Below are 25,709 nucleotides of genomic sequence, written 5' to 3'. Positions count from 1 at the left end.
GGTCATGCGCCAGTCGATGCAGAAACTGACGGCGGCCGACGAGCTGCTGTGCCACCAGACGCCGGAGACGTTCGCGACGATCGCCCACGCGGACATCTCCTGGACCGAGAAGCTGTGGGGCTCGCTCTTCGCCCGCGACGGGTCGCTGCAGGTCGACGTCGGTCTGGGCAAGTACCACAACCGGAACGTGATCGACATGTTCGCCGGGATCTCCCGGGGGAAGGAGCAGCTCACGGTCCGGGCGAGCCGGCAGCTCGACCTCGACCCGGACCGGGTCGGCGTCGGCCCGCTGGACTACGAGGTCCTCGAGCCGCTGAAGACGGTGCGGTTCGTGCTACGGGAGAACCACATGCTCCCGATCCGGTTCGACCTCACCGTCACCGGCGTGCTGCCGCCGTTCCTGGAGCGCAAGGACGCGCAGCGGGAGCCGCACGGGTTCCGGATCCAGTCCGACCTGCTGCGCTACCACCAGTCGTCGACGATCAGCGGCGCCGTGTGGATCGACGGCGAGAAGATCGAGGTGCGCGACGAGGAGTGGTTCGGCTTCCGCGACCACTCCTGGGGCGTGCGGATGGACGTCGGCGAGCCGGCGCCGGACGTGTTCAAGCCGCAGCGGCTCGAGCAGGACTTCCTGCTCACGTGGAGCCCGATGTACCTGCGGCGGCCGGACGGCTCGCACTACGAGATCCACCACTACCACCAGGCCGTGGACCACGAGACGACCTACTTCTCCGGGTTCGTCAACGAGGCAGACGGACGTCAGGTCCCCCTCCAGGGCATGGTGGACGAGCTCAAGTTCGACCCGGTCAACCGGCGGCTGCTCGGTGGCAAGATGACCTTCGACGCCGGTTGGGGCGCCACCCGAACGGTCGAGATCGAGCCGATCAGCGACACCGGTTTCCACCTCGGCACCGGGCTGTACTTCGGGTTCAAGGGCCACCGGCACGGCCAGTGGCACGGCCCGCAGCACATCGACGGCGAGCGCTACGCCGACGTGTCGACCCGGGAGACCGCCGAGGAGGTCCACCAGCTCCGCGACTGCGTGATCCGAGTGCGCGAGGGCGAGGCCGTCGGCTACGGGATCTTCGAGTCCATGGTGATCGGGGAGCACCCCCGGTACGGGCTCACCCGCGAGTCCTCGTTCCTGTAGGCACACCGACGACGGGCCGGCCCCGCACAGCGGGCCGGCTCGTCGGGCTGCGTCAGGGTCCGAGGAGCCGGACCGAGACCTCGGGCAGGTCGTCGAAACCGGCGCGCCCATCCGTGCTGACCAGGACGCGCGCGGTGGCACGTGCGGTGGCCGCGATGATCAGGTCGTGTGCACCGCGGGGCCTGCCCGTCCGCCGGACGTGAGCCAGCAGCGCGGCATGGTGCTCGGCCACCTGCGCGGTGTAGTCGACCACCGGAACGACGGCCAGCAGCTCGTCGAGATTGGTGTGCTGGGTGGCTCGGCGATCCGGGTCGGGGTCCAGCTCGATGCCGACGAGGTACTCGGCAACGGTGGTCGCCGGCAGGGCGATGTCGTCCTCCTCGCTGAGCGAGGCGAGGTCGAGCCGGCCCCGGGCCGCGGCCACCAGGACGCCGGTGTCGAGGGCTACTCGCGCCACGGGTCGTCGTCCATCTCCGTCGTGGCATCGCCGGCGGCGGCGACGTTCGCGGCGAACTCGTCGTCGACGGTGAGACGCTCCTGCCAGCGCCCCAACACCTCCTTGACCGCGGCGCCGTTCGCCCGCGGCGCCGGCACGATCATCGCGACCTGACGCCCACCCCGGGTGATGACCACGGTCTCGCCCTGCTCCGCACCGTCGAGCACCGCGGAGAAGCTGCGGGCAGCCTCGGTCGCGGAGAGTTCCTTCACCGAATCAGATTATCAGATTCGGACTCAGCGGGAGCGGGCCAGCAGAGCCAGTTCCATGCGCGAGTGGCAGCCGGTGGCGCTGAGGATCCGGCTCACGTACTTCTTCACGCTGTCCTCGACCAGCGACAGCGTCTCGGCGATGTCGGCGTTGGAGAGCCCGTCCGCGACGAGCTGGACCACCTGCTTCTGCCGCTCGGACAGGCCGGCCAGCGCCGCCTTCGGCCGCGAGACGGGCAGGCTCCGGGAGATCGCCGACAGCTGCCGGCTCAGCAGCCGGAGCGTGGCGAGCTCGGCGGGCCCGAGCTTGTCCGCCCGCGGATCGAACATCCCGACCAGCGCGGTGTGCCCGCCGGGCAGCTCGAGCCGCAGGGCCGCCGCGTACTCCATGCCCCAGGTCCCGTGCAGGAAGTGCCGCACGTACGCCTCGGCGGAGGCGGGCAGGTTGCCCTGGGACTTCAGCTCCACGAGCGACGCGACCCCGCTGGACACCAGCTGGCGCATGGCCGCCGGGGTGCCGAACACGGAGGAGGTCCTGGCCTCGCGCGTGATCGCCGAGCCGCTGACCTTCCTGCAGTGCTGCCCAACCAGCGACGGCGCCGGCGCAGTGATCGTCGGCGGGGAGCGCGGCAAGCCCGCGGACCTGCGGATCGAGGCCTCGGCGATGGTCTCGGGCGCGCTGTGGGACCACCGCAGCCAGGACGTGTGGGGCTACGCGAGCGTCGCCCGCGCGGGCGAGCAGGCCCCTGGGCGATGAGGCTGGGTACACCGTCACGAGGGGCCGATCGGGGTGTCGGAGGAGCCGTTGAACGCCGACGAGTGGAGCGAGATCCATCGGCTTCGTGCGGCGGGCATGTCCATCAAGGGCATGGCCGCCCACCCGACGACGTCCTGCACGCCACCTCGCGGGTTCACTTCCTCACCACCAGCCGCGAGGTCCTCAACCTGCCGGGGGAGCGGATCACCGTGCTGAACCCGCTGGCCACGACGGGCGACCGGACGCCGGCGATCGCCCTGTTCGAGAGCCGGGCCCGCGACGTCCTGCCGGGCTTCGCCGTCGACGACACCAACCGCGACGCGGTGCGGCGCGTGTGCGAGCGCCTCGACGGCCTGCCGCTGGCGATCGAGCTGGCCTGCGCGGCTGCGGGTGCTGTCCGTCCACGAGCTCGCCGAGCGCCTGTCCGACCGCGTCGAGCTGCTCTCCGCCCGGGGCCGGGGCGGGGAAGGCCCCTCGGCGAGTCCACACAGGACACGACAGGCCGGACACCCGAGAGCGTCGACGAACGAGGCGACCTTCCCCACCTGCCATCCTCAGGCGCCCGACGACCAGCCCGCAAGACACACACTTGACAGCGGATCTCCCATGGGGAATCAGCCGAAGGTGATGAGCGGCTTGATGATGCCGTCCTCCTTGGTGGTCATCAGGTCGAAGGCGCGCTCCACCTCGTCGAACCCGAAGCGGTGGGTCGTCATCGGTGTCGGGTCGACCTTGCCGGACTGCAGCAGCCGCAGCAGCCGCGTCATCCGCTCGCTACCGCCCGGGCAGAGACCCGTGTGGACGGCCTTGTCGTTCATGCCGAGGCCGATGGCGTCGAGGGGTAGTTGCAGAGGGGCCGGATTCTCGCCGTGGTAGCCGATGTTCGACACCCGGCCCCCCGCCTTGGTGACCCGCACGCAGGCCTCGAAGGTCTGCGGGAACCCGAACGCCTCGATGGCGGCGTCGACGCCCTGCCCGCCGGTGAGGTCCATGATCTGTTCCACCGGGTCGCCCTCGGTGAAATCGACGATGACGTCCGCACCGAACCGCTTGGCGAGCGCCTGCCGCTCGGGCCGGGACTCGACCGCGATGATCTGGCCTGCGCCCTTGAGGCTCGCGCCGATCGTGGCGCACAGGCCGACCGGTCCCTGAGCGAAGATCGCCACTGTCTCTCCGAGCTCCAGGTAGGCGTGTTCGGCGCCCATGAAGCCGGTGGAGAGCATGTCGCAGGTGTAGACGGCCTGGTCGTCGGTGACGTCGTCGGGGATGGGGGTCAGGTTCGCCGCGGCGGCGGGGACCACGAAGTACTCGGCCATGTTGCCGTCCATCTGCGCGGTGTAGCGGTAGCCACCCAGCGGCCCGCCGCACTGGCTGGTGAAGCCGCGCTGGCAGTACGAGCACCGGTAGCAGGGCGTCACCGCGTTGACCGCCACCCGCTGTCCCTCCTCGAACCCGGTCACCGCCGACCCCAACGCATGGACGACGCCGACCGACTCGTGCCCCAGTGTCCTGCCGTCCTCGACGGGGAGCGCGCCCTTGACGGTGTGCACGTCCGACGTGCAGATCAGGGCGGCGGTCGTGCGTACGACCGCCGCCTCGGGGCCGGGCTCGGGGATCGGCTTCTCGACGACCGCCGTCGCACCGACATGGGTCATCACGAACGCGCGCATGGAACCCGCCATGGTCGACTCCTTCGCTGAACGGGGTCCACCATTCTGACGCTCCCGGTGTGGTGGCCGCCACACTTCTGGGGGCGGTCCTCCTCCGGTGCGTCGTCCCGGCGGTCGTCTCAAGGGTCGTGCGGCCGGAGCGTTGCGGAGTCGTACCACCAGCGGCTGACCGCGGCGCCGCGTGGGCTGAGCGGCGACGGCGGCGCCCGCGCCCAGATCACCCTCGCCCTGGTCACCGCGCTCGAGGCCATCGCCGCCCAGATCCAGGTGCTGGCCGACCAGGGCTCAGGCGTCTCCGTAGACCGGGATCCGGGCTCCACTGATCGGGGCGGCGTCCGGTCCGGCGAGGAAGGCGATCACGCGGGCGATCGCCTCCGGGCTGACGGCTCGGGCGGCGAGGTCCGGTGACATCCACGTGCGGTTGGCCGGGGTGTCGATCACCGACGGCAGCACGGCGTTGACCCGGATCCGCTGGGGGCGGAGCTCCTCGGCCAGCAGTTCGGTCATCCGCACCACCGCCGCCTTGCTCGTCGCGTGTGCGAGCGGAGCCGCGCCGCTCACCGCGGTCTTCGAGCCCACGGTGACGATGGCGCCCCCACCCGCGGCGCCGAACCGGGCGGCCGCCTCCCTGGCGCACCACACCAGGGAGGCGACGTTGGACTGCCACATCGCATCCCAGACGTCCTCGGTGAGCTCGGCGAGCGAGCTGGGGCGGAAGCCGCCGGCGAGTGCCACGAGCACGTCCGGGGCGCCGATCGAGTCGATGGTCGACCAGGCGGCGGCCACCTCGTCGGGCTCGGACAGGCCGGCTGCGACCGGGTGGACCCCGTCGAGGCGGCCGACCTCGTCCAGCGGGTCACCCGGGCGGTCCAGTGCGACGACCTCGCGCCCGGCGCCGAGGAACTCGGCGACGACCGCTCGCCCCAGCGCGCCGGCGGCACCGGTCACGACGACGAGGCGGTCCGTCGTGCTTCCCATCGCGTACCTCCTCCCGTGGTCCGGACGATCTGTGCGAGGAGTGTCCCAAAGAGGGCGTCCCGAAGAGGGGTCGCGGAGAGGGGTCGCGGAGAGGGGTCGCGGAGAGGAGGGTCGTGGCGCGGCCGGCGACGTCACGCTCGAGCAGCGACGGGCGCACGACGCCGGGGCCGCGCTGCGGGCTGCTCAGCCCCGGTCGGAGGGACCGGGTTCGCCGGGCAGGACGGTGTGTCCGCCGCGGGCCTCGGCCTGGTGGACGGCGTCGGTCGCGGTCATGGGTTTGACGTTGAGGACGAACTGGCCCTGGTGCGCGGTCATCCCGTAGTGGACGGCCTGCTCGACGGCCTTGCCGGCGCGGACCTGGCGGCGGATGAGGGGATCGGACCGCAGGTCCTTCCACAGCGAGACGCACAGCAGCACCATGATGATCACGAAGGGCAGGGCCATGATGATCGTGATGTTCTGGATGCCGGTCAGTGCGTCGTCGCCACCGACCAGCAACATGATCGCGGCGATGGCGCCCATGACGGTGCCCCAGAAGATCACGATGCCGCGCCCGGGCTGGATGGAGCCCTTCTGCGAGATGGTGCCCATGACGACCGAGGCGGCGTCGGCGCCGGAGACGAAGAAGATCGCCACGAGCAGCATGGCGACGACGCTGAGCACCGAGCCGACCGGGAAGGACTGCAGCAGCCCGAACAGCTTCTCCTCCTGCCCGCCGGCGGCGAGGTCGTTGCCGGCCTGCTGGGCGGAGATCGCCGCACCGCCGAAGATGGCGAACCAGACCAGCGAGACCACGCTGGGGATGAGGATGACGCCCGCGATGAACTGCCGGATGGTGCGGCCGCGGGAGATGCGCGCGATGAACATCCCGACGAACGGGGTCCAGGAGATCCACCAGGCCCAGTAGAAGACCGTCCAGCTCTGCAGCCACTCGGCGGTCTCGGGCCCGTCGGCGCCGGTGCGGGCGGCCATGGACGCGAGGTCGGCGAGGTAGTGGCCGACGCTGCCGGGCAGCAGGTTGAGGATCAGCACGGTCGGGCCGACGACGAAGACGAAGAAGGCGAGGACGGCGGCGAGCACCATGTTGATGTTGGACAGCCATTGGATGCCCTTGGCCACGCCGCTCACCGCGGAGGCGATGAACGCGATCGTCAGCACCACGATGATCGCGACGAGCAGCCCGGTGCCGGGGCCGTCCATCCACCCGAGGACGGTCATGCCGCCGCCGATCTGCAGGGCGCCGAGGCCGAGCGACGCGGCGGAGCCGAACAGGGTGGCGAAGATGGCGAAGATGTCGATGGCCTTGCCGAGTGGGCCCTCGGTGCGCCGGGTGCCCAGCAGTGGGGCGAAGGCGGAGGAGATCAACTGGCTGCGACCGCGGCGGAAGGTGCCGTAGGCGATCGCGAGTCCGACGACGGCGTAGATGGCCCAGGGATGCAGGGTCCAGTGGAACAGCGTGGTGGCCATGGCCACGTCGAGGGCACCTGCCGTGCCCGGCGCGGCTGTTCCCGGTGGGGGCGTGGTGAAGAAGGACAGTGGTTCGGCCACACCGAAGAACATCAGGCCGATGCCCATCCCGGCGGAGAACATCATCGCGACCCAGGAGCTGGTGCGGAACTCCGGGGCCTCGCCGTCGTAGCCGAGGGGGATCCGGCCGTAGCGGCTGATCGCGAGCCAGAGGGCGAACACCACGAAGCCGCTGGCGGCCAGGATGAAGAACCAGCCGCCCGAGTTCATGATCCCGCTGAGCACCGCGCCGGAGACCGTCGAGAGGTTGTCGGTGGCGGCGATGCCCCACACGATGAACGCCACGACGAGCACCGCGGCGACGCCGAACACGACCCGGTCGGTGGGGTGCCTCCGTTCGGCACTCCCGGAACCGTGAGCGGTCACGACGCCGTCGGTGTCGTCCGGGCCCGGCTCCGTGACCGGACCCCGACCCGTGCCGGGTTCCTTGACTGCCATCGCTGCGTTCCCTTCCCTCGAGGGCACGGTGCGGAATGCGTAGGTTCCGACTCCGTGTCCGTTCGAGTGTCGACCGCGGAGGGCGCGCGTCAAGGGTCGGTTCACAGGCCCCGCGTTCCGTGGCGCGCCGCGGACGGCGGTCCGCCGGGCCGCCGGCCCGTGATCAACCCGCACCGCCTGCCCCCGCCGCACCGTCGGGGCGCAGGGGTGGACGCACGTGGGTGCTCCTCGATCCCGTCGGCCGGGCTCAGCGCATCTCGCCGGCGCCGACGTACGGGTGGGGGCTGCGGAGCGGCAGGCCGTCGGCGAAGCGGGAGAGGCGGAAGTCGGCCTCGGGGACGTCGGGCCGGCTGCTGGTGCCGTCGACGACGAGGTCGGCCACGAGCCGACCGACCGAGGGAGCGATCTTGAACCCGTGCCCGGAGAACCCGGCCGCGACGACCAGGCCGTCGATACGGGTGGCCGAGATGGCCGGGTTGAAGTCCGGGGTGACGTCGTAGCAGCCGGCGTGGGTGGAGGCGATCGAGGCGTCGTGCAGGCCGGGGAAGCGGGTGCCGACCTTCTCGACGGTCAGGTCCAGGAACGCCGCGGTGGCCCGGTTCGAGTAGTGGTCCGGGTCGGCGGGCTCGAGCTCGGCCAGGTCGGAGTTGCCGAAGAGGATCTCGCCGCCGCTCTCGGGCCGTACGTACTGCAGGGACACCAGGTCGGAGAAGACCGGGACGCGGCCGAGGTCCCGGCCGGGGTCGATGAGCACGATCTGCTCGCGGTGCACGGTGATCGGCAGGTCGATGCCGTGCGCGGCGAGCAGGGGCACCGACCACGGGCCGGCGGCGAGCACGACCGCGCCCGCGCGGATCTCGGAGCCGTCGGCGAGCCGGACCCCGGTGGCCCGGTCGTCGATGCCGTCGCCGTCGGTGAGGATCTCGGTGACGGTGGTGTTCTGCCGGAGCCGGACGCCCGCGCGGCGCGCGGCAGCGGCGAAGGCCTGGGCGGTCCGGTACGCGTCGCCGTAGCCGCCGCGCTCCTCCCAGGCGAACGCGGCGAAGGGGGAGAGGTCGGCGACCGGCCAGAGTTTCTGCACCTCGGAGACGTCGATGTCCTCGGTACGCACCCCGACGGCGCGCTGGTCGGCCATCGAGGCGTGCAGGGCCTCCACGTTCTCCGGGCCGACGCCGACGACGTAGCCGGTCCGGTGGAACCCGACGTCCTCGCCGAGGATCTCGGCGGCGTTCTCGAACACCTCGAGGGCCTGGTTGGCCATCGCGGCGAGCGAGGACACGCCGTAGTGGCAGCGGACGACGCCGGACGACTTGCCGGTTCCGCCGGACCCCACCGTGTCCCGCTCGACGACGACCACGTCGGTGACCCCGCGCCGGGTCAGCGCCCACGCCGCGGCACACCCCTCGAGCCCGCCGCCGACGATCACGACCTCGGCAGTGGTGCCGCTCATCGCTCGCTCCCCGGGATCCAGCTCGTGCCCGCCATCGGCACGCGGGCCATGGCGGCGGACTCGACCGTCAGGGCGACGAGGTCCTCCGGCTCGAGGTGCTGCAGGTGGGCCTTGCCGCAGGCGCGGGCGATCGTCTGGGCCTCCAGGGTGAGCACGCGCAGGTAGTTCGCCAGCCGCCGGCCGCCCTCGACCGGATCGAGACGGGCGGTGAGCTCGGGGTCCTGGGTGGAGATGCCGGCAGGGTCGCGGCCGTCCTGGAAGTCGTCGTAGAACCCGGCGGCGGAGCCGAGCTTCTCGTACTCGGCCTGGTAGCGGGGGTCGTTGTCGCCCAACGCGATCAGTGCGGCGGTGCCGATGGCCACGGCGTCGGCGCCCAGGGCCATGGCCTTGGCGACGTCCGCACCGGTGCGGATCCCGCCGGAGACGATCAGCTGGACCTTGCGGTGCAGGCCGAGCTCGGCCAGCGCCTGCACGGCCTGCGGGACGGCGGCGAGGGTGGGGATGCCGACGTGCTCGATGAACACCTCCTGGGTGGCGGCGGTGCCGCCCTGCATCCCGTCGAGCACGACGACGTCGGCGCCGGCGGCGACGGCCAGCTTGACGTCGTAGTAGGTGCGGGAGGCGCCGATCTTGACGTAGACCGGCTTCTCCCAGTCCGTGATCTCGCGCAGCTCGAGGATCTTGACGGCGAGGTCGTCCGGGCCGGTCCAGTCCGGGTGCCGGCACGCCGAGCGCTGGTCGATGCCCGGGGGCAGGGTGCGCATCCCGGCGACCCGGTCGGAGATCTTCTGCCCGAGCAGCATCCCACCCCCTCCGGGCTTGGCGCCCTGGCCGAGCACGATCTCGATGGCGTCGGCCTTGCGCAGGTCGGTCGGGTTCATCCCGTAGCGCGAGGGCAGGTACTGGTGGACGAGGTGCTTGGACTGGCCGCGCTCCTCTGCGGTCATGCCGCCGTCGCCGGTGGTGGTGGAGGTGCCGACCTCGGAGGCGCCGCGGCCCAGTGCCTCCTTGGCCTGGGCCGAGAGGGCGCCGAAGGACATACCGGCGATGGTGACGGGGATGTCGAGGTGCAGCGGGTACCTGGCGTGGCGGTCGCCCAGGACGACGTCGGTGTCGCAGCGCTCGCGGTAGCCCTCGAGCGGGTACCGGGACATCGAGGCACCCAGGAAGAGCAGGTCGTCGAAGTGGGGGAGGCGACGTTTGGCGCCCCAGCCGCGGATGTCGTAGACGCCGGTCGCGGCGGCGCGCTGGATCCCGGCGATGGTGGCGCGGTCGAACGTGGCCGACTCACGGAGTGAGTCGAATCGGTGCTGCTCACGGAGTGAGTCGAATCGGTGCTGCTCACGGAGTGAGTCGAATCGGTGCTGCTCACGGAGTGAGTCGAACCGCTGCTGCTCGCGCAGAGCAGGGTCGATCATGGCTGCTCCTAGTAGGTGTTGTGGGAGGCGAAGTGGTAGAGCCGGCGTGCGGAGCCGTAGCGGCGGAACTCCGCCGGGTCGTGCGGCAGGCCGGCGGCGATGAGCAGCTCGGCGAGCTCGGCGCGGTGCTCGGCGCGCACCTCCTTCTCCACACAGTCGGCGCCGAGGGAGGCGACCGTGCCGCGGACGTAGATCCGGGCCTCGTAGATCGAGTCGCCGAGGTCGGCGCCGGCATCGCCGCAGACGACGAGCCGCCCGGCCTGGGCCATGAACGCGCTCATCGGGCCGATGTCGCCGCCGACGACGATGTCCACGCCCTTCATCGAGATGCCGCAGCGCATCGACGCCGAGCCCTCGACGACCAGCAGCCCGCCGTGGGCGGTGGCACCTGCGGACTGCGAGGCGTCGCCGGCGACCCGCACGGTGCCGGACATCATGTTCTCCGCGACGCCGGTGCCGGCGTTGCCGTGGACGGTGATCGTGCCGCCGTCGTTCATGCCCGCCGCGTAGTAGCCGACGTGGCCGTGGACGTCGATCGTGATCGGCGCGGCGACCCCGGCGGCGATCGCGTGCGCGCCCTGCGGGTGGTGCACGGCGTAGTGCGTGGCCTTCGGTGCGTGGAGCTCGGCGTTGAGCTCGCGGACCGGCGTCGTGGCCAGATCGACGACGGTGGGGGTCCGCGTGGTCTCGACGGTCGCCGTCACGGCGTCGCTCCTTCGCTGGTCGTGGTGCCGACGGTCCGGGGACCGGTCCGGCGCTCGGTCCTGCGCTGCCAGGCGTAGACCCGCTCGGGCTCGGGCTCGTAGAGGCGGGCGTGCTCGATACCGGGCAGCTCGGCCAGCGCGCGGAACTCCGAGGCCATGGCCACCCACGCGTCCGTCTCGGCGATGATCGCGGGCTTGCAGGCGATGGCGTCGCGGACCACGGCGAAGCCGCCCGCGCTGGTCACGAGCAGGGTGTAGAAGCCGTCGAAGCGCTCGCAGACCAGGCGCAGCGCCTTGTCCAGGTTTTCGCCCTGGGCGAGCCGGTCGGCGACGAACCGGGCAGCGACCTCGGAGTCGTTCTCCGAGTCGAACACGTGCCCCGCGGCCAGCAGCTCGCGGCGGATCGTGGCGTGGTTGGCGAACGACCCGTTGTGCACCAGGCACTGGTCGGGTCCCACGGAGAAGGGATGGCAGCCCTCCGGGGTGACCGCGGACTCCGTGGCCATCCGGGTGTGCGCCAGCCCCTGCCAGCCCTGGGCGTCCGCCAGGTCGTAGGTGGCCGCGAGGTCCCGGGGGTGACCGGTGCCCTTGTAGACGGTGAGGTCGGTGCCCGAGCCCACCACCGTTGCCGCCGGCACCGCGGTGCGCACGGCCGCGACCAGGACGTCCGCGGCGACCGGGGCGGCGAGGACGGTGGTGTCGCCGGCCTCGGTGACCAGCACCTCGGGGGCGCCCTCCAGCGCGGCGCGCACCGCGCCGCCGGTCTGGTCCACCGGCACGTCGGCCGGGAGCAGGACCGACACCGCGGCGTGCCCTTCGGGGCAGCGGCGGCGGTCGCCGTAGACGGCGACCCCGGCCGAGTCGGGGCCGCGCTCGACGACCTGGCACAGCATGGTCTCCAGCAGGCGGCCGAGCTGCGGGTACAGCTCCGGGTCGCGCAGGTGGAGTCCGACGATCCCGCACACGGGCCGTCTCCTCTCGGTGGTGATGGTCAGAAGGCGGTGAGGTAGCGGTCGTGCTCCCAGGAGCCGACGGTGGCGTGCCAGTCGAAGAACTCCTCGCGCTTGAGGGAGGCGAAGTACTCCGCGACGCCGGGTCCGGCCGCGTCGAGCCCGGCGGTGACGACCGGGTCGGCGGCGAGGGCCTCGACGGCGTGCAGCAGCGTCGGCGGCAGCTCGGGGCGCACGACCGCGCCCGGCGCGCCGGGGTCGGTCTCGCGCGCGATGCCGTCCAGACCGGCGGCGAGCGCGGCGGCGAGCGCGAGGTAGGGGTTGGCCGAGCCGTCCCCGCCGCGCAGCTCGATGCGGTGGTGGTCGGGGATCCGCACGTAGTGGGTGCGGTCGTTGCCGCCGTAGGTGGCCCGGCGCGGGGACCACGTCGCGCCGGACCGGGTCGAGGTGGCCCCGGTGCGCTTGTAGGAGTTCACCGTGGGGGCCAGCACGGCCTGCATGCCCGGCGCGTGGTCGAGGATGCCGCCGAGGAACCGGTAGGCCAGCTCGGAGAGACCGAACCCGCGGGCGTCCGTCGCGTCCGGGAAGCGCGGGGACCCGTCGGACCACAGCGACAGGTGCAGGTGCATCCCGGAGCCGGTGCGGTCGGCGAAGGGCTTGGGCATGAAGGTCGCGGTCATGCCGCGCTGCTCGGCCAGGACCGAGATCAGGTAGCGGGCGGTGATCACCCGGTCGGCGGTGGTGAGGGCGTCGGCATAGGCGAAGTTCTGCTCGAACTGGCCGTTGGCGTCCTCGTGGTCGTTGGCGTAGTTGCCCCAGCCGAGGGCGTTCATCGCGGCCGAGATCCCGGTGAGGTGGTCGTACATGCGGGTCAGGCCGCGGGCGTCGTAGCAGGGGCGGGCCTCGACGTCCAGGCTGTCGGCCGGCGCGAGGGTGCCGTCGGCGCCGCGTCGGACCAGGAAGTACTCCACCTCGGCGCCGGCGAACAGCTCGAGCTGCCGGGCCTTCGCCTCGGCGAGGAGCTTCTTGAGGATCACCCGCGGGGCGAACTGCCACGGGCGGCCCTCGACGTGCGGATCGCAGTGCACCAGCGCCAGGCCCTCGCGGACCCACGGCAGCGGGGTGTAGCCGGCGAGGTCCGGGACCGCGATCAGGTCCGGGTCGCACGGCTGCTGCCCGATCGCGCCCACCGCGTAGCCGGCGAACCCGACGCCCTCGTGCTGCAGCCCGTCCGCCGCCTCGACCGGCACCAGCTTGGCGCACGGCTTGCCGGTGAGGTCGACGAACAGGGCGAGCAGGAACCGGACGCCGTCGGCCCGGGCCCGCTCGGCCAGCGACGGCGCGACGGCCGGGGCGGGCGAGCCGGCCGGAACCGGCTCGCTGCGGGCGAGGGTGGAGGTGTCGGTGGCCATCGTGGTCCCTTCATCGTGTCGCAACGAGAAACTTAGTCTCTGACCAAGAAACCTGTCCACGTGCGGGGTGCCGGCGGAATGGTGCAGGACGGACGGACGCGAATGTCTCGCAGTAAGAATCAAGGTCAACTATGAGGAAACATGGCGTGTGTCACGAGCAGTCGCACCGCGTGTGTCGTTCCTGTTTCGCATCCCTCTTGCGAGTGGAGGGGTGAGGGCCCCGGCGCGAACGATCGTTCGGTTGCCGTCCGTCTCCGAGGGATGGGCTCCGCCACCTTGCATCCGCGCGAGGCGTGCGCCATCATCAGACGAACGAACATTCGGTTTTGGAGGTTCGCGATGACCGCGACCGACGAGCGCTCCCACCACGCGTTCGAGCCTGATCTCGAGGCCGCGTTCCAGGCCACGATCGACGCCGACCAGCGGATCGAGCCGCGGGACTGGATGCCCGAGGCGTACCGCAGGACGCTGATCCGGCAGATCGCGCAGCACGCGCACTCGGAGATCATCGGCATGCAGCCGGAGGGCAACTGGATCACCCGGGCGCCCTCGCTGCGCCGGAAGGCGATCCTGCTGGCGAAGGTGCAGGACGAGGCCGGACACGGCATGTACCTGTACGCGGCCGCGGAGACCCTGGGCGTGGACCGCGAGGAGCTCACCGAGAAGCTGATCTCGGCGAAGCAGAAGTACTCGTCGATCTTCAACTACCCGACCCTGACCTACGCGGACGTGGGCGTGATCGGCTGGCTGGTCGACGGCGCCGCCATCTGCAACCAGGTCCCGCTGTGCCGCTGCTCCTACGGGCCGTACGCGCGGGCGATGGTGCGGATCTGCAAGGAGGAGTCGTTCCACCAGCGGCAGGGCTACGAGCTGTTGCTGGCCATGGTGAACGGCACCCCGGAACAGCAGGCGATGGTGCAGGAGTCGGTGGACCGGTGGTGGTGGCCGTCGCTGATGATGTTCGGGCCCGCCGACGGGGACTCCCCGAACACCCGGCAGTCGATGGCGTGGAACATCAAGCGGCACACGAACGACGAGCTGCGCCAGCGGTTCGTGGACATGACCGTCCCGCAGGCCGAGGCCCTGGGCGTCACGCTGCCGGATCCGGAGCTGCGGTGGAACGACGAGCGGCAGGCGCACGACTTCGGTGAGCCGGACTGGTCGGAGTTCAAGGCCGTGATCACCGGGGCCGGGCCGGCCAACGCCCAGCGGCTGGCGCACCGGCGCCGCGCGCACGAGAACGGGGCGTGGGTGCGCGAGGCGGCGCGGGCGTACGCCGACAAACACCAGGCTGCGGACGAGCAGGCGGCGAGGAAGGTGTCGGCATGATCCCGAGCGACGACGAGCAGGTCACCGACGTGACCGCCGAGGGCGGCCACGGCGCCGTCCCGACGACGGGGGTCGAGACCGGGCAGGACGCGCGGCCGAGCCGCCGGACCTGGCCGCTGTACGAGGTGTTCGTGCGCGGCAAGCGCGGGCTGAACCACGTCCACGTGGGCTCGCTGCACGCGGCGGACGCGGAGATGGCGCTGCACAACGCCCGCGACCTCTACACCCGGCGCAACGAGGGCGTGTCGATCTGGGTGGTCAAGGCCGAGGACGTCACCGCGTCGAGCCCGGCGGAGAAGGACCCGTTCTTCGCGCCGTCCGGCGACAAGGTCTACCGGCACCCGACCTTCTACGCGATCCCGGAGGAGGTGCCGCACCTGTGAGCCCCCACGAGGTGCACCAGGGTGAGCACGACGCGACGAACGCCTACCGGTCGTTGTCGGAGACCACCGCGCACGACGACCCGCGCTGGGCGTTCGGCGCCGGCGTCGACGACGGTCTGGGTCTCGGGGGGGCCGAGATCACCGCGCCGCTGCCCCCCGGCGTCGACGCGGCCGATCTGGCGGCGTACTGCCAGATGCTGGGCGACGACGCGCTGGTCTACAGCCACCGGCTCTCCGAGTGGGTCGCGAACGCGCCCGAGCTGGAGGAGGAGGTCGCGCTGGCCAACATCGCGCTGGACCTGCTCGGCCAGGCCCGGGTGCTGCTCTCCCGGGCCGGGCACGCGGAGGGGCTCGTCGAGGGGCGCGAGGCCCGTGACGAGGACCGGCTGGCCTTCTTCCGGGAGCAGAGCGAGTTCCGGAACGTGGCCCTGGTCGAGCAGCCCGACGACCAGGACTTCGCCCGGTGCATCGCGGGCCTGCTCCTGTTCGCCACCTGGCGGCTCGCGCTGCTGCACCGGCTCCGGGACTCGGCCGATCCGGTCGTCGCAGCGGTCGCGGACAAGGGGGTCAAGGAGGTGACCTACCACCGCGACTACGCCGCCCGCTGGACGTTGCGGCTGGGCGACGGCACCGAGGAGTCGCACCGGCGGATGCAGTCCGCCGTGGAGTGGGTGTGGCCCTTCGCCGAGGAGCTGTTCCGCACCTCGGAGGAGGAGCGCCGGCTCGTCGCGGCGGGGGTCGCGGTCGACCCGGCGGCGACCCGCGGGGAGGTCGACGCCGTGCTCGACCAGGTGCTCACCCGGTCCACGCTGACCCGTCCGCAGGTCCCGGGGACGGGCACCATCGCCGGCCGCGGCGGTCGGCAGGGCGTCCACACCGAGCAGCTGGGGCACGTGCTCGACGTGCTGCAGAGCCTCGCCCGCCGGCACGAGGGGGCGACATGGTGACCGAGGTGCGTCCCGACCCGGGCGCGCGCGACGTCGTCGCGCAGGTCGTGGACCCCGAGATGCCGATGCTGACCCTCGACGACCTCGGCGTGGTCCGGTCGGTCGCCGAGGAGCCCGGGGACGGGGGCGGCCGCGTCGTCGTCACGATCACGCCGACCTACTCCGGCTGTCCGGCCGTCGAGGTCATGCGCGAGGACATCCGCATCGCCCTGGGTGAGGCGGGCTACACCTCGGTCGAGGTCCGCACGGTGTTCTCGCCGGCGTGGAGCACGGACTGGATCAGCGAGGCCGGCCGCCGCAAGCTCGCCGCGGCCGGTGTCGCCCCGCCCGGGAAGGCACCCGCGCGGTCCGCAGGCCCGATCCCGCTCACCCTGGACGCCCCGACCGTGCAGACCGTGCAGGTCCGCTGCCCGCGCTGCGACGCGCCGACGACGGAGGAGTTCTCCCGCTTCGGCCCGACCGCCTGCACGGCGCTGCGGCGCTGCCCGTCGTGCCGGGAGCCCTTCGAGCACATGAAGGAGATCTGAGGTGACCACCACCGCCTCCGCCGGTCCGGACACCGAGGTCGCCGTCCCGCGGGCCTCCGGCTTCCACCGGCTGCGGGTGTCCGACGTCGAGCGGCTGTGCGAGGACGCCGTGGCCGTCACCTTCGCCGTCCCCGACGAGCTGCGCGCGGACTATGCCTTCCGGCCCGGGCAGTACCTGACCCTGCGGCTGGAGACCGAGGCGGGGGAGGAGCGGCGCTCCTACTCGATCTGCGCCCCGGCCGGCGCGGCGCCGCGGGTCGGCGTGCGCCGGGTCGAGGGCGGCCTGTTCTCCGAGTGGCTGGTCGACCGGCTCGAGCCCGGCGCCGAGATCGAGGTCGGCCCGCCGGCCGGGTCGTTCACCCCCGACCTCGCCGCGGGCACCCACCACGGGCTGATCGCGGCCGGGTCCGGCATCACCCCGGTGCTGTCGATCGCGGCGTCACTGCTGGCCGCGCACCCCGACACCCGGGTCACGCTGCTGTACGGCAACCGCCGCACCGACACCGTGATGTTCACCGAGGAGATCGCCGACCTCAAGAACGCCTACGGCCCGCGGCTGCACCTGCTCACCGTGCTGTCCCGCGAGCCGACCGAGGCCGACATCTTCAACGGTCGCCTCGACGCCGGGCGGATGCGTATCCTGCTCGGCTCGCTGGTCGACACCGAGGGCGTGGACCACTGGTGGCTGTGCGGGCCGCTCGGGATGACCGAGGACGCCGTCGCGGTGCTGGGCGAGCTCGGGGTGGACCGGAAGCGGATCCATCGCGAGCTGTTCTACGTCGACGAGCCCCCGCCCGAGGTGCACCGCGCCGAGGACGACGGCGACGCCGAACCCGGCCGAGGCAGCGAGGTCACGGTCGTGCTCAACGGCCGGTCCACGCAGCTGACGCTGCCCCGCACCGAGCCGGTGCTCGACGCGGCGCAGAAGGTCCGCGGCGACCTGCCCTTCGCCTGCAAGGGCGGGGTCTGCGGCACCTGCCGCGCCCGGGTCACCGAGGGCGAGGTCACCCTGCGCCGCAACTTCGCCCTGGAGGACGAGGAGGTCGCGGCCGGGTTCGTGCTGACCTGCCAGACCCTGCCGGTCTCGGACACGGTCACCGTGGACTTCGACGTCTGAGGGGCTTCGACGTCCGACGCGCCGGTCGAGGTCGAGGACCTGGCCCGCGGGGTCAGCCCGGGTCGTCCTCCGGGCGGTCCGGGGGATGGCGGCTGCGGTCGCCGCCGGGCAGGTTCAACGCCGGTGCCATCTCCTCCATGTCGAACGCCCGGGCCACGGGGACGTCGGTCGAGGAGTGCAGCACGATCGACAGCGCGATGGTCACGACGACCAGGGCGAAGACCTCCTCGCCGGCCGGGATGCCGGACTGCAGCACGAGCAGCCCGTAGACGACCGAGGCGAAGCCCTTGGGCCCGAACCAGGCGGCCGTGGCGCGTTCGCGGAAGGGCATGTCGCTGCGCCAGAGGGACAGCAGCACGGTCGCGGGCCGGATCAACAGGATGGCGAGGACGGCGGTGATCCAGCCGCCGACGCCGGGGAGCGCGAGGCGGTCCAGCGTGATGAGCGTCCCGAAGACGAGCAGCGCGGCGAACTTCGCGATCTCCGACAGCAGATCGCCGAAGCGCTCGAAGCGCTCCGCGGCCGCCGGGTTGAGGGTGGCGATCGTCGACCCCGCCGCGAAGGCGGCGAGGTAGTCGTTGGCGTGGGTCATGCTGCACAGGCCGTAGAGGATCACCGCGATCGCGAGCGGGCCGAGGGGTTGCAGGCGGGCCTCCGCGCCGAGCAACGGCAGCCGCAGGAGCAGGGAGACGACGAGCGGCAGCGCGACGCCGAGGGCCAGCCCGCCGGCGAGCTCGGCCAGGATCGCGCCGGGGTGCGTCGGCTCGTGCTGGGCGAGGGCCAGGAAGATCAGCACGAAGGGGAGGGCGAGCCCGTCGTTGACCCCGGACTCGATGTTCAGCAGCCGGCGCAGGCGCAGCGGCACGGCCTGCTTGCCCACCAGGGCGGCGGCGAAGACGGGGTCGGTGGGGGAGAGGACCGCCCCGACGAGCAGGGCGGTGAGCCAGTCCAGGCCGGCGAGGTAGTGGGCCGGCAGCGCGACCAGCACCATCGTCAGCGGCATGCCCAGGCCGAGCGCACGGCCCGAGAGGCGCCAGCCCTCCCGCAGCGCCGGCAGGTTCGCCCGCTGGCCGTCCGTGAACAGCACGGTGAACAGCGCCAGGTCGGCGATGGTGCGGATGGTCCCGCTCTGCGGGTCGATGTCGATCAGGTCGAGCACCGCCGGCCCGATGATCACCCCGCCGACCAGGAAGAGCAGCGCGGTGGACAGCACCGTGCGGGCGGCCAGTCCGGACAGCAGGACGCTGATCAGCAGCACCACGCCGAACGCGAGCACGGGGATCACCGGCGTCCGTCCTCCCTCGGTCTGGGCGTCCTCGTCCGGCACCCGCGCTCCCGCCGGGCAGGACGACTCCTGCAAGCAGCCGGACCCGGAGCGTCAGGCATGCCGTCCGGGTCCGGGGGGCGAGGTACCCGTTGGCGCCGCGACCATGCGCAGGCGGCGGCGGACGAGCGCGGGGATCACACCCCACAGGGTCGCGAAGAACAGCAGGGCCGCGCCGGCCGCGAGGACGCCCGCGGTCGGGCCGAGGACCAGGTCGGTGATCAGCTCGACCACCCCGACGAGCGCGAGCCCGAACACGCTCAGGCCGGCGACCACGAGCCGGTGCCCCGCCGCGACCATCGGCCGCCGGCCGTCGCGGCGGAAGACGGTGCGGTGGACGACGACCGGGGTGACCAGCAACCCCGTGGCCACGACCGCCGACGACACCGTGACGACGTACACGACCACCTGCCGGGGCAGCAGCTCGAGGAAGGAGCGGTGGAACGGGACGGTCAGCAGGAGCGCGGTCAGCAGCTGGACCCCGAGCTGGACGACTCGGAGCTCCTGGAGGAGGTCCCGCCAGTTGCGGTCGAGGCGTTCGACCGGGGACTCGCCGCGGGCCTCGCGGTTCCACTCGTCGTCGCCGAGGGGCCGGTCCTCCTCGGACACGCCGCGCTCACCCGCCTCCCGGTCGGCCGGAACGTGGGTGGCCGACGGACCGCAGGCCGCACTCCCGGTCCCGGAAAGGGTCTCGCACCGACCTCGGCGCGTCCGGGCCGGGCCGCGCTCCCCAGACGGCCACCCGGATCGGGACCGGGAGCCGGCGAGACTGCTGCGCGCCGCGGTCCGTGGATCCGCCGGCCACCCGTCGACAGTTCTACCGTCCGGCGGGCCCGCTGCGGACCGTTCCGCCCGGTTCGTCAGGAACTCGTCAGGCCGTGGGCCCGGCGGGACGGTGCCGGGCGGTCAGGCGGTGCGGACGTCCCGCTGCCGGTAGTGCGCGGCGCCGAGGCCGGCCAGTGCGAGGGTGACGAGCAGCAGGACCGCGGTCGCGCCGGCCGAGACCGGCTCGGCGGGCACGGCGGCCAGGTGTGCGAAGGGTGAGAGCCCGGCGACCCACGGCGGGGCGCCCACGCTCTGCGCGGTCACCAGCCAGAGGAAGCCGCCGACCCCCGGGAGCGCCCCGGCCAGGACGGTCAGCCGCGGCGCCGGCCCGAGCGCGAGCACCGCCGCACCGAGCCCGAGCAGCGACACCGGCAGGGTGTTGAGCGCGCCGGCGAGCGCGTCGCCGAGCCCGAGCGGGGCGTCGACGACCACGGCACCCAGCCAGAAGGCCGACCCCGCGACCACCGTGAGCAGCGCAGCCCCCGCTGCGGTGACGACGGCGTGCGCGGTCAGCAGCCGGGTGCGCGTGAGCGGCCCGGCCAGCAGCAGCGCGAGGCGCCGCGAGGACTCGTCGGCGGCCAGGGAGCCGATCCGGACGGCCGTGAACCCGCCGACCGGCATCGGCAGCAGGGCGAACAGCGTCGCCGCGTATCCCGCGGCGTGGCCCAGACCGCCGAACCCCGCCCGCGCGGCCAGCTCGGCGAAGGAGGCGTTGTCGGTGAGGAAACCCGTCAGCGACACGGTGAGCAGGCCGACGAGCAGGTAGTACGCCCCGACCCCCAGCGCCCAGCCCGAGCAGGGGGCGAGCGCGGTGCGGGTCGCGAACGCCTCCGGCGAGCCGAGCAGGCCGCGGTGCCGGCGTCGCGGACGGACGGGGCGCAGCAGTCCCTCGCCGACGTCGCGGCGCCCGGCCAGCCACGGGACCGTGACCGCGAGGATCGGCACGGCCGCGGCGAGCACGAGCAGCGGGCCGGCCCGGTCGGCGTGGAACGGCGCGACCTGCGCGGTGAGCCCGAACGGGGACAGCCACCGCAGCCACCCGAGGGCGGGGACCCCGTCGCCGACCATCCGCGCGAGCAGCCCGGCCGCCAGGACGGCCGTGGCCGCGCCCGCGGCGGCGGACCGGCGCCCGAACAGCTGCGCGGCCAGGGCACCGAGCCCGGCGAAGACCGTCCCGGTCAGTGCCAGACCCACCCCGTGCAGCACCGCGCCGCGGACCGGCGTCCCGGCCGCCACCAGCGCGATCGTCACGCCGAGGCCCGCCGCCGCGGGAACGGCGGCGACGACGGCGAGCACGACCGCGGTCAGCCGGCCGACCGGGGTGGAGCCGGCGGCCAGCAGCGCCCACCGGCCGGAGTCCTCCTCGCCGCGCAGCAACCGGGTGGTGGTGAGCAGCGCCCACATCCCGAGCAGCACGCCGAGCGCCGCGCCGGTCCGCCACACCGTGAAACCGCCGGCGGCGTCGAGTGCCACCGGCTCACCGAACAGGGTGCGGATCGCCGGGTTCTCCGCCAGCACCGACAGCGCGGCCGCACCACCGGGGGCGTCGGCGACCACACCGTCGTAGGTGACGGCGACGATCGCGCTCATCCCGATCGCCGCGCCGACCAGGGCGCCCGCCCCGAGCCGGATGCGACGCGCGACCAGACCGGCCACGGCCGTCCACGGGACCCGGACCGGCTGCCCGGCCGGGGCCCGGAGGGCGAGCGTGCTCACCGGGGCTCGCTGCCGTAGTAGCCGAGGAAGATCTCCTCGAGGCCGGGCTCGCGCACCCGCAGGCCGTCGAGCTCGGCCGCCGCCAGGGCACGCAGGGCCGCGGCGGGCGGCCCGACGAGGGTGAACCGCAGTCGCCCCGGGCCCGGCACCTCGACGTCGGCCACCCCGGGCAGCCCGTCCAGCGCCGGCGCCGGGCCGGTGAACACCGCCTCGACCTCGGTGCGGTGCAGGGCCCGCAGCGCGGACACCTCGGCGACCTCGACGAGCCGGCCCGCGCGCAGGATCCCGACCCGGTCGCACACCGCCTCCACCTCGGCCAGCTGGTGCGAGCTGAGGAACACCGTCTGGCCGCGTTCCCGGGCCTCCCGTACCGCGTGCTGGAACTGCTGCTCCATCAGCGGGTCCAGGCCACTGGTGGGTTCGTCGAGCACGAGCAGCGGTGCCCGCGTCGCGAACGCGGCCACCAGCGCGACCTTCTGCCGGTTGCCCGACGAGTACGTCCGCGCGGGCCGCGACGGGTCCAGCGCGAACCGCTCGACCAGCTCCGCCCGGTACGCCGTGTCCGTGCCCGGGCCGAGGCTGCCGAGCAGGTCGAGGGTCTCGGCCCCGGTGAGCTGCGGCCACAGCGCGACGTCCGCCGGCACCGAGGCGAGGTGGCGGTGCGCGCGGGCAACGTCGAGGGCCGGGACGCCGGAGACCCACGCCCGGCCCGCGGTCGGGCGGGCCAGGCCCAGCAGCAGGCGGATGGTCGTCGACTTGCCGGCCCCGTTGGGCCCGAGGAAACCGAACACCTCCCCGGCCGGAACGGTCAGGTCCAGCTCTTCGAGGGCGACCGTGCGCCCGTAGCGCTTGGACAACCCCTCGGTCCGGACGGCCGGCCCGTCCGGTGCCGGGGCACGCGAGGCGGACGGGGAGAACGACGACACGGGGGAGGGGGCAGGCGACGACACGGGGGACCTCCGGCACCAGCACGACGACGATCACTGCTGCCGACCAGGCTTCCCGGCGCACCTGATCGTGGAGTGTAGCGCCGCCGTCGGTCGCACCGGAAGCGTCCGGCCGGCGTGACCACCTGGCCCGAAACGGACATTCCGGTACAGTGGGCCGGGGCGTGCCGGGAAGTCTGGTCGGCGATCGTGCCGCCGACGTGTCCGGGAGGACCGATGCCGACCGCGTCCCCGCCGCCCTCGCCGCCCCCGCCCGAGCCCGACCCGGCCCGCCCCCTGACCGAGCGCGAGAAGCAGGTCCTCGCGCAGCTGGGCTCGGACCTGCAGGCCAGCGACCCCACCCTGGGCGACAGGCTGTCCACGGATCCCGCGAGCGCCCGGCCGAGATGGCTCACGGTCGACCGGGCGGTGCAGACCCTGGTGGTCCTCGTCGTCCTCCTGGTGCTGCTGCCCGCCGAGTGGCTCGGGCTGGTCCTCGTGCTTCTCCTCATGGTCGGCCTCCCGCTCTTCCTGCTCCTGCTCGCCGACCCGAAGATCCGGTCGTGGGTCGGGCTCGCGGGGCGGGGCAGCCGACGTCGGCGGGAGCCGGACCCCTGACCCCCGCGCAGGCGGGGCGCCCGGCGCGGAGTCAGGGCGCCGGTGTCGGCAGGGGTGTCGGCAGGGGTGTCCGCAGGGGGGTGAGTGTCGGTGCGGGTGCCGGTGCGGGGAGCACCGGGCCGGGGACCGGTGTCGGCGGCACGAGGTCGACGGCGGGGCGCGTGGCAGGGGTGTCCGGTACGACGGTCACGGTGGGGGTCGGTGTGAGCGGCACCATGGTGGGGTCGATCGGCTCCGGCTCGTCCTCGGTGGTGACGCCGCAGCCGGTGAGCAGCCACACCAGAAGGGCGGCTCCCAGGAGGCGCCCGGCGGCGGCCCGGCGCGTCCGGCGGCTCATGCGGGGCCCCCCGGGATCTCGACGACGATCCGCGCGCCGCCGGGCGGGCTGTCCTCGACGCGGATCCGGCCGTGGTGGGCGCGGACGTGCCGGGCGACGAGCGCCAGCCCGAGCCCCGTCCCGCCGTTGTCGTCCCGGCGTCCGGCCCTGGTCCCGCGGGCGAACCGCTCGAAGACCTCCTCGCGCAGTTCGGGCGGGATCCCCGGCCCCGCGTCGTCCACCTCGACCCGCACACCGTCGCTCACCGACGACACGCCGACCCGCACGGCCCCGCCCGCGTGATGCTCCGCGTTGTCCAACAGGTTCCCGATCACCCGGTCGAGCCGGCGGCGGTCGACCTTCACCTTCGGGGGCGCCCCCACGACCTCGACCGCGATGCCCGAGCGGCCGGCCACCGCGTGGTTCACGATGTCGACCATGTCGCACACCTCCAGGTCACGCTCGTCGATGCGCTCGTCGCGGGAGATCTCCAGCAGGTCGGTGACCATCTTTCGGAAGCGGTGCACGTCCGCGTCGAGCAGGTCGACGGCCTGACGTGCCGTGGGCGGGAGCTCGTCGCGGCGGCGGCGCAGCACGGCCACCGCGTTGACCAGCGTGGTCAGCGGGGAGCGCAGCTCGTGGCTGACGTCGCCCGCGAACCGGGCGTCGCGGCGGACCCGGCGCTGGAGGTCCTCGGCCGTGCGGTTGAAGGTCACGGCCAGCGGGGCGAGGTCGGCGTCGTCCTGCTCGGGGAGCCGGGCGTCGAGGTCACCCGCCGCCATCCGGCCGGCTGCATCGCGCAGGTCGGTGAGCGGGCGCAGCGCGCGGCCTCCGGCCCACCCGCCGAGCGCCAGCCCGAGCAGCCCGCCCACGCCGACCCCGGCCACCAGCACCCAGCTGAGGAACCGCAGGGTCGAGTCGAGCTCGGCGAGGGGGACGAGCTCGAGGTAGATCCCGTCGCTGAGGGGGAGCGCCACGGCCAGCACAGGGGTCCCCCCGGCCACGATGCGCTGCCGCGCCGCCGTCCCGGAGCCCGCGAGGGCGAGCAGGCCGTCCGGCACGGCATCGGCGTCGAGCGTGCGGCCGCTGGTGGTCCAGGTGCCGTCGCGGCGGATCGCGACGGTGATGTCGCCGCCCCCGGCGAGCCCGGTCAGCAGGTCCTCGGAGCCGCCCGGGTTGGGGCTGCGCAGCGCCTCCTGTACCAGTCGCGCGTCGACGGCGGCCTGGCTGATCGCCCCCTCCTCGCGCTTGGCCAGCAGGAAGCTCGACGCGAGGTGCCAGGTCACCGCGGCGAGCAGGCCGGTGATCGCCACCGAGACGAGGGCGAACGCGATGGCCACCCGCCAGCGCAGGGGCACCCGCCGGCTCAGGAGCCCGCGTGCCCGCGGCGTCCTAGTCGTCGCCATCGGACCGGCCGGCGGCCCGGTAGCCCGCGCCGCGCACGGTGAGGACGAGCGTGGGGTCGTCCGGATCCGGTTCGATCTTCAGGCGCAGCCGGCGCACGTGCACGTCGAGCAGTCGTGTGTCGCCGAGGTAGTCGTAGCCCCACACCCGGCGCAGCAGGTCCTCGCGCGTCACGACCCGCCCGCCCGCCGAGGCGAGCTCGACGAGGAGCCGGAACTCGGTGCGGGTCAGGTGCACGTCCGTGGGCTCCGGCCCGCGGTGCGCCCGGACGACGCCCTCGTCCGGGCGGATCTCGATGTCGCCGACCCGCAGCTCCGCGGAGTGGGTGCCCGGCCGCCGGCGGCGCAGCAGCGCCCGGACCCGCGCGGCCAGCTCGCCCGCCACGATCGGCTTCGTGACGTAGTCGTCCGCGCCGGCCTCCAGCCCGTCGATGACGTCCGCCGAGTCCGAGCGCGCCGTGATGATGATGATCGGCAGGTCGCCCTGCGCCCGCAGGTGCCGGCACACCGTCAGCCCGTCCGTCCCCGGCAGCATCAGGTCGAGCAGCACCAGGTCGACCGTCTCCTGGCCGAGCGAGGCCATCGCCTCCTCGCCGGACGACGCGGTCGTCACTGCGAAGCCCTCGTCGTCGAGCGCGAGCGAGAGGGCCTGGCGGATCCGACCGTCGTCGTCGACCAGGAGGAGGCGGTCGCGCACCTCGGCCCGGGCGGGGCGATCCGCCCGCGGTGCGGTCGCGGGGGCGGATCCGGGGCGCGGCATCGACGTCATCGAGGACATGGTGCTCCGATCAGACGCCGTGCGGGAAGCAGGAGCCAGCGAAACCGCCCGTGTCGCCCGGATCGTCAGCGTATCGTCAGGTCGTCGCCGTGATCGCCGCGGCGAGCACGCCCACGCCGTGGTCGAGCTCCGCGTCGGTGACGGTGAGCGGGGGCATCACCTTGACCACCTCGCCGAGCGGACCGGACGTCTCGACGATCAGCCCGCGCTCGAACGCGGCCTCCGCGACCGCCTCGGCCCGCTCCGGCACGCGGAAGCTCAGGCCACAGGCCAGGCCGCGGCCCCGGACCACGATCTCGCCCGGACCCGCCGGCAACGCGAGGCGCAGCAACGCCTCGCGC

27 protein-coding genes are annotated in these 25,709 nt (G+C 73.4%); 8 read left to right on the top strand and 19 right to left on the bottom strand.

What is annotated here, in order from left to right; translation table 11 throughout:
- Positions 1 to 4: 4 nt before the first annotated feature.
- The gene (locus ACL02T_RS32760; RefSeq protein WP_412834694.1) at positions 5 to 1,150 is read left to right on the top strand and encodes an Rv3169 family protein; all 1,146 of its coding nucleotides are present in this window, start codon (positions 5 to 7) and stop codon (positions 1,148 to 1,150) included.
- 52 nt (positions 1,151 to 1,202) lie between these two features.
- On the opposite strand, the gene ACL02T_RS32755 is transcribed toward ACL02T_RS32760, so the two are convergent.
- From ACL02T_RS32755 to ACL02T_RS32745, 3 genes are read right to left on the bottom strand one after another with little or no spacing between them, the layout of a single operon-like run.
- Entirely contained in the window at positions 1,203 to 1,607 is a 405-nt protein-coding gene (locus ACL02T_RS32755; protein WP_412834693.1) for a PIN domain-containing protein, read from the bottom strand.
- The gene (locus ACL02T_RS32750; protein WP_412834692.1) at positions 1,595 to 1,858 is read right to left on the bottom strand and encodes a type II toxin-antitoxin system Phd/YefM family antitoxin; all 264 of its coding nucleotides are present in this window, start codon (positions 1,856 to 1,858) and stop codon (positions 1,595 to 1,597) included. The genes ACL02T_RS32755 and ACL02T_RS32750 overlap by 13 nt, the downstream gene beginning before the upstream one ends.
- Positions 1,859 to 1,882: 24 nt before the next feature.
- Positions 1,883 to 2,380 carry a helix-turn-helix transcriptional regulator gene (locus ACL02T_RS32745; protein ID WP_412834691.1) on the bottom strand — a complete coding sequence of 166 codons (498 nt, stop codon included), beginning with the start codon at positions 2,378 to 2,380 and terminating at the stop codon, positions 1,883 to 1,885.
- Here ACL02T_RS32745 and ACL02T_RS32740 point away from each other — a divergent pair.
- A complete protein-coding gene (locus tag ACL02T_RS32740) occupies positions 2,370 to 2,612 on the top strand; it encodes a hypothetical protein (RefSeq protein WP_412834690.1) in 243 nt (80 codons plus the stop codon). The genes ACL02T_RS32745 and ACL02T_RS32740 overlap by 11 nt on opposite strands.
- 614 nt (positions 2,613 to 3,226) lie before the next feature.
- Here the strand turns inward: ACL02T_RS32740 and ACL02T_RS32735 are convergent.
- From ACL02T_RS32735 to glnT, 8 genes are all read right to left on the bottom strand, one after another.
- Positions 3,227 to 4,294, bottom strand: coding sequence for an NAD(P)-dependent alcohol dehydrogenase (locus tag ACL02T_RS32735; protein WP_412834689.1), 1,068 nt, complete (start codon positions 4,292 to 4,294; stop codon positions 3,227 to 3,229).
- A gap of 273 nt (positions 4,295 to 4,567) precedes the next feature.
- Positions 4,568 to 5,260, bottom strand: coding sequence for an SDR family NAD(P)-dependent oxidoreductase (locus ACL02T_RS32730; RefSeq protein ID WP_412834688.1), 693 nt, complete (start codon positions 5,258 to 5,260; stop codon positions 4,568 to 4,570).
- Between the two features lie 183 nt (positions 5,261 to 5,443).
- Entirely contained in the window at positions 5,444 to 7,225 is a 1,782-nt protein-coding gene (locus ACL02T_RS32725; protein ID WP_412834687.1) for a BCCT family transporter, read from the bottom strand.
- Positions 7,226 to 7,472: 247 nt separating this feature from the next.
- Entirely contained in the window at positions 7,473 to 8,675 is a 1,203-nt protein-coding gene (locus tag ACL02T_RS32720) for an NAD(P)/FAD-dependent oxidoreductase (protein ID WP_412834686.1), read from the bottom strand.
- Positions 8,672 to 10,093: an FMN-binding glutamate synthase family protein gene (locus tag ACL02T_RS32715; RefSeq protein WP_412834685.1), complete on the bottom strand. Its 1,422-nt coding sequence runs from the start codon at positions 10,091 to 10,093 to the stop codon at positions 8,672 to 8,674. The genes ACL02T_RS32720 and ACL02T_RS32715 overlap by 4 nt, the downstream gene beginning before the upstream one ends.
- Positions 10,094 to 10,101: 8 nt before the next feature.
- On the bottom strand, positions 10,102 to 10,797 hold the full coding sequence (locus tag ACL02T_RS32710; protein ID WP_412834684.1) for a GltB/FmdC/FwdC-like GXGXG domain-containing protein: 696 nt from the start codon (positions 10,795 to 10,797) through the stop codon (positions 10,102 to 10,104).
- Positions 10,794 to 11,762, bottom strand: a complete 969-nt coding sequence (locus ACL02T_RS32705) for a class II glutamine amidotransferase domain-containing protein (RefSeq protein WP_412834683.1) — start codon at positions 11,760 to 11,762, stop codon at positions 10,794 to 10,796. The genes ACL02T_RS32710 and ACL02T_RS32705 overlap by 4 nt, the downstream gene beginning before the upstream one ends.
- A 26-nt stretch (positions 11,763 to 11,788) precedes the next feature.
- On the bottom strand, positions 11,789 to 13,159 hold the full coding sequence (gene glnT / locus ACL02T_RS32700; protein WP_412834682.1) for a type III glutamate--ammonia ligase: 1,371 nt from the start codon (positions 13,157 to 13,159) through the stop codon (positions 11,789 to 11,791).
- A 339-nt stretch (positions 13,160 to 13,498) separates the two neighbouring features.
- Between glnT and paaA the strand changes: the two genes are divergently transcribed.
- From paaA to paaE, 5 genes are read left to right on the top strand one after another with little or no spacing between them, the layout of a single operon-like run.
- Complete coding sequence (gene paaA / locus ACL02T_RS32695; protein ID WP_412834681.1) at positions 13,499 to 14,488, top strand: 1,2-phenylacetyl-CoA epoxidase subunit PaaA; 990 nt, start codon at positions 13,499 to 13,501, stop codon at positions 14,486 to 14,488.
- Positions 14,485 to 14,871 (top strand): 1,2-phenylacetyl-CoA epoxidase subunit PaaB, encoded by a 387-nt coding sequence (paaB, locus tag ACL02T_RS32690; protein WP_412834680.1) that lies wholly within the window; start codon positions 14,485 to 14,487, stop codon positions 14,869 to 14,871. The genes paaA and paaB overlap by 4 nt, the downstream gene beginning before the upstream one ends.
- A complete protein-coding gene (gene paaC, locus ACL02T_RS32685; protein WP_412834679.1) occupies positions 14,868 to 15,818 on the top strand; it encodes a 1,2-phenylacetyl-CoA epoxidase subunit PaaC in 951 nt (316 codons plus the stop codon). Before paaB ends, paaC begins: the two co-directional genes overlap by 4 nt.
- Entirely contained in the window at positions 15,812 to 16,345 is a 534-nt protein-coding gene (gene paaD, locus ACL02T_RS32680) for a 1,2-phenylacetyl-CoA epoxidase subunit PaaD (protein ID WP_412834678.1), read from the top strand. Before paaC ends, paaD begins: the two co-directional genes overlap by 7 nt.
- Position 16,346: 1 nt before the next feature.
- Positions 16,347 to 17,462, top strand: a complete 1,116-nt coding sequence (paaE, locus tag ACL02T_RS32675; RefSeq protein ID WP_412834677.1) for a 1,2-phenylacetyl-CoA epoxidase subunit PaaE — start codon at positions 16,347 to 16,349, stop codon at positions 17,460 to 17,462.
- A 52-nt stretch (positions 17,463 to 17,514) separates the two neighbouring features.
- On the opposite strand, the gene ACL02T_RS32670 is transcribed toward paaE, so the two are convergent.
- The 4 genes from ACL02T_RS32670 to ACL02T_RS32655 form a co-directional block, all read right to left on the bottom strand.
- Positions 17,515 to 18,789 carry a cation:proton antiporter gene (locus ACL02T_RS32670; RefSeq protein WP_412834676.1) on the bottom strand — a complete coding sequence of 425 codons (1,275 nt, stop codon included), beginning with the start codon at positions 18,787 to 18,789 and terminating at the stop codon, positions 17,515 to 17,517.
- 51 nt (positions 18,790 to 18,840) lie between these two features.
- On the bottom strand, positions 18,841 to 19,395 hold the full coding sequence (locus tag ACL02T_RS32665) for a DUF6328 family protein (protein WP_412834675.1): 555 nt from the start codon (positions 19,393 to 19,395) through the stop codon (positions 18,841 to 18,843).
- A 297-nt stretch (positions 19,396 to 19,692) separates the two neighbouring features.
- Positions 19,693 to 21,327 carry an efflux permease Rv1217c-related protein gene (locus ACL02T_RS32660; RefSeq protein WP_412834674.1) on the bottom strand — a complete coding sequence of 545 codons (1,635 nt, stop codon included), beginning with the start codon at positions 21,325 to 21,327 and terminating at the stop codon, positions 19,693 to 19,695.
- Positions 21,324 to 22,184 (bottom strand): ABC transporter ATP-binding protein, encoded by an 861-nt coding sequence (locus ACL02T_RS32655; protein ID WP_412834714.1) that lies wholly within the window; start codon positions 22,182 to 22,184, stop codon positions 21,324 to 21,326. Before ACL02T_RS32655 ends, ACL02T_RS32660 begins: the two co-directional genes overlap by 4 nt.
- 306 nt (positions 22,185 to 22,490) lie before the next feature.
- On the opposite strand from ACL02T_RS32655, the gene ACL02T_RS32650 reads away from it, so the two are divergent.
- A complete protein-coding gene (locus tag ACL02T_RS32650; RefSeq protein WP_412834673.1) occupies positions 22,491 to 22,871 on the top strand; it encodes a DUF3040 domain-containing protein in 381 nt (126 codons plus the stop codon).
- A gap of 31 nt (positions 22,872 to 22,902) precedes the next feature.
- Here the strand turns inward: ACL02T_RS32650 and ACL02T_RS32645 are convergent, their stop codons facing one another.
- The 4 genes from ACL02T_RS32645 to ACL02T_RS32630 form a co-directional block, all read right to left on the bottom strand.
- The gene (locus ACL02T_RS32645; RefSeq protein WP_412834672.1) at positions 22,903 to 23,208 is read right to left on the bottom strand and encodes a hypothetical protein; all 306 of its coding nucleotides are present in this window, start codon (positions 23,206 to 23,208) and stop codon (positions 22,903 to 22,905) included.
- A complete protein-coding gene (locus ACL02T_RS32640; RefSeq protein WP_412834671.1) occupies positions 23,205 to 24,545 on the bottom strand; it encodes a HAMP domain-containing sensor histidine kinase in 1,341 nt (446 codons plus the stop codon). Before ACL02T_RS32640 ends, ACL02T_RS32645 begins: the two co-directional genes overlap by 4 nt.
- Before the next feature lie 34 nt (positions 24,546 to 24,579).
- Entirely contained in the window at positions 24,580 to 25,350 is a 771-nt protein-coding gene (locus ACL02T_RS32635; protein ID WP_412834713.1) for a response regulator, read from the bottom strand.
- 94 nt (positions 25,351 to 25,444) lie between these two features.
- A partial coding sequence (locus tag ACL02T_RS32630) for an aminotransferase class III-fold pyridoxal phosphate-dependent enzyme (protein ID WP_412834670.1) occupies positions 25,445 to 25,709 on the bottom strand: 265 nt, incomplete at its 5' end.

This window comes from Pseudonocardia oceanicola (assembly GCF_047200735.1).
Classification (GTDB): Bacteria; Actinomycetota; Actinomycetes; order Mycobacteriales; family Pseudonocardiaceae; genus Pseudonocardia.
The sequence above is the reverse complement of the archived record's forward strand: the minus strand, read 5'-3'. Positions and strand labels throughout refer to the sequence as shown.

Coding starts and splice junctions, on each gene's coding strand:
- ACL02T_RS32760 (WP_412834694.1), top strand. CDS start 5: ATGCGCCAGTCGATGCAGAAACTGACGGCGGCCGACGAGCTGCTGTGC.
- ACL02T_RS32735 (WP_412834689.1), bottom strand. CDS start 4,294: ATGGCGGGTTCCATGCGCGCGTTCGTGATGACCCATGTCGGTGCGACG.
- ACL02T_RS32730 (WP_412834688.1), bottom strand. CDS start 5,260: ATGGGAAGCACGACGGACCGCCTCGTCGTCGTGACCGGTGCCGCCGGC.
- ACL02T_RS32725 (WP_412834687.1), bottom strand. CDS start 7,225: ATGGCAGTCAAGGAACCCGGCACGGGTCGGGGTCCGGTCACGGAGCCG.
- ACL02T_RS32720 (WP_412834686.1), bottom strand. CDS start 8,675: ATGAGCGGCACCACTGCCGAGGTCGTGATCGTCGGCGGCGGGCTCGAG.
- ACL02T_RS32715 (WP_412834685.1), bottom strand. CDS start 10,093: ATGATCGACCCTGCTCTGCGCGAGCAGCAGCGGTTCGACTCACTCCGT.
- glnT (WP_412834682.1), bottom strand. CDS start 13,159: ATGGCCACCGACACCTCCACCCTCGCCCGCAGCGAGCCGGTTCCGGCC.
- paaA (WP_412834681.1), top strand. CDS start 13,499: ATGACCGCGACCGACGAGCGCTCCCACCACGCGTTCGAGCCTGATCTC.
- paaB (WP_412834680.1), top strand. CDS start 14,485: ATGATCCCGAGCGACGACGAGCAGGTCACCGACGTGACCGCCGAGGGC.
- paaD (WP_412834678.1), top strand. CDS start 15,812: ATGGTGACCGAGGTGCGTCCCGACCCGGGCGCGCGCGACGTCGTCGCG.
- ACL02T_RS32650 (WP_412834673.1), top strand. CDS start 22,491: ATGCCGACCGCGTCCCCGCCGCCCTCGCCGCCCCCGCCCGAGCCCGAC.
- ACL02T_RS32645 (WP_412834672.1), bottom strand. CDS start 23,208: ATGAGCCGCCGGACGCGCCGGGCCGCCGCCGGGCGCCTCCTGGGAGCC.
- ACL02T_RS32635 (WP_412834713.1), bottom strand. CDS start 25,350: ATGCCGCGCCCCGGATCCGCCCCCGCGACCGCACCGCGGGCGGATCGC.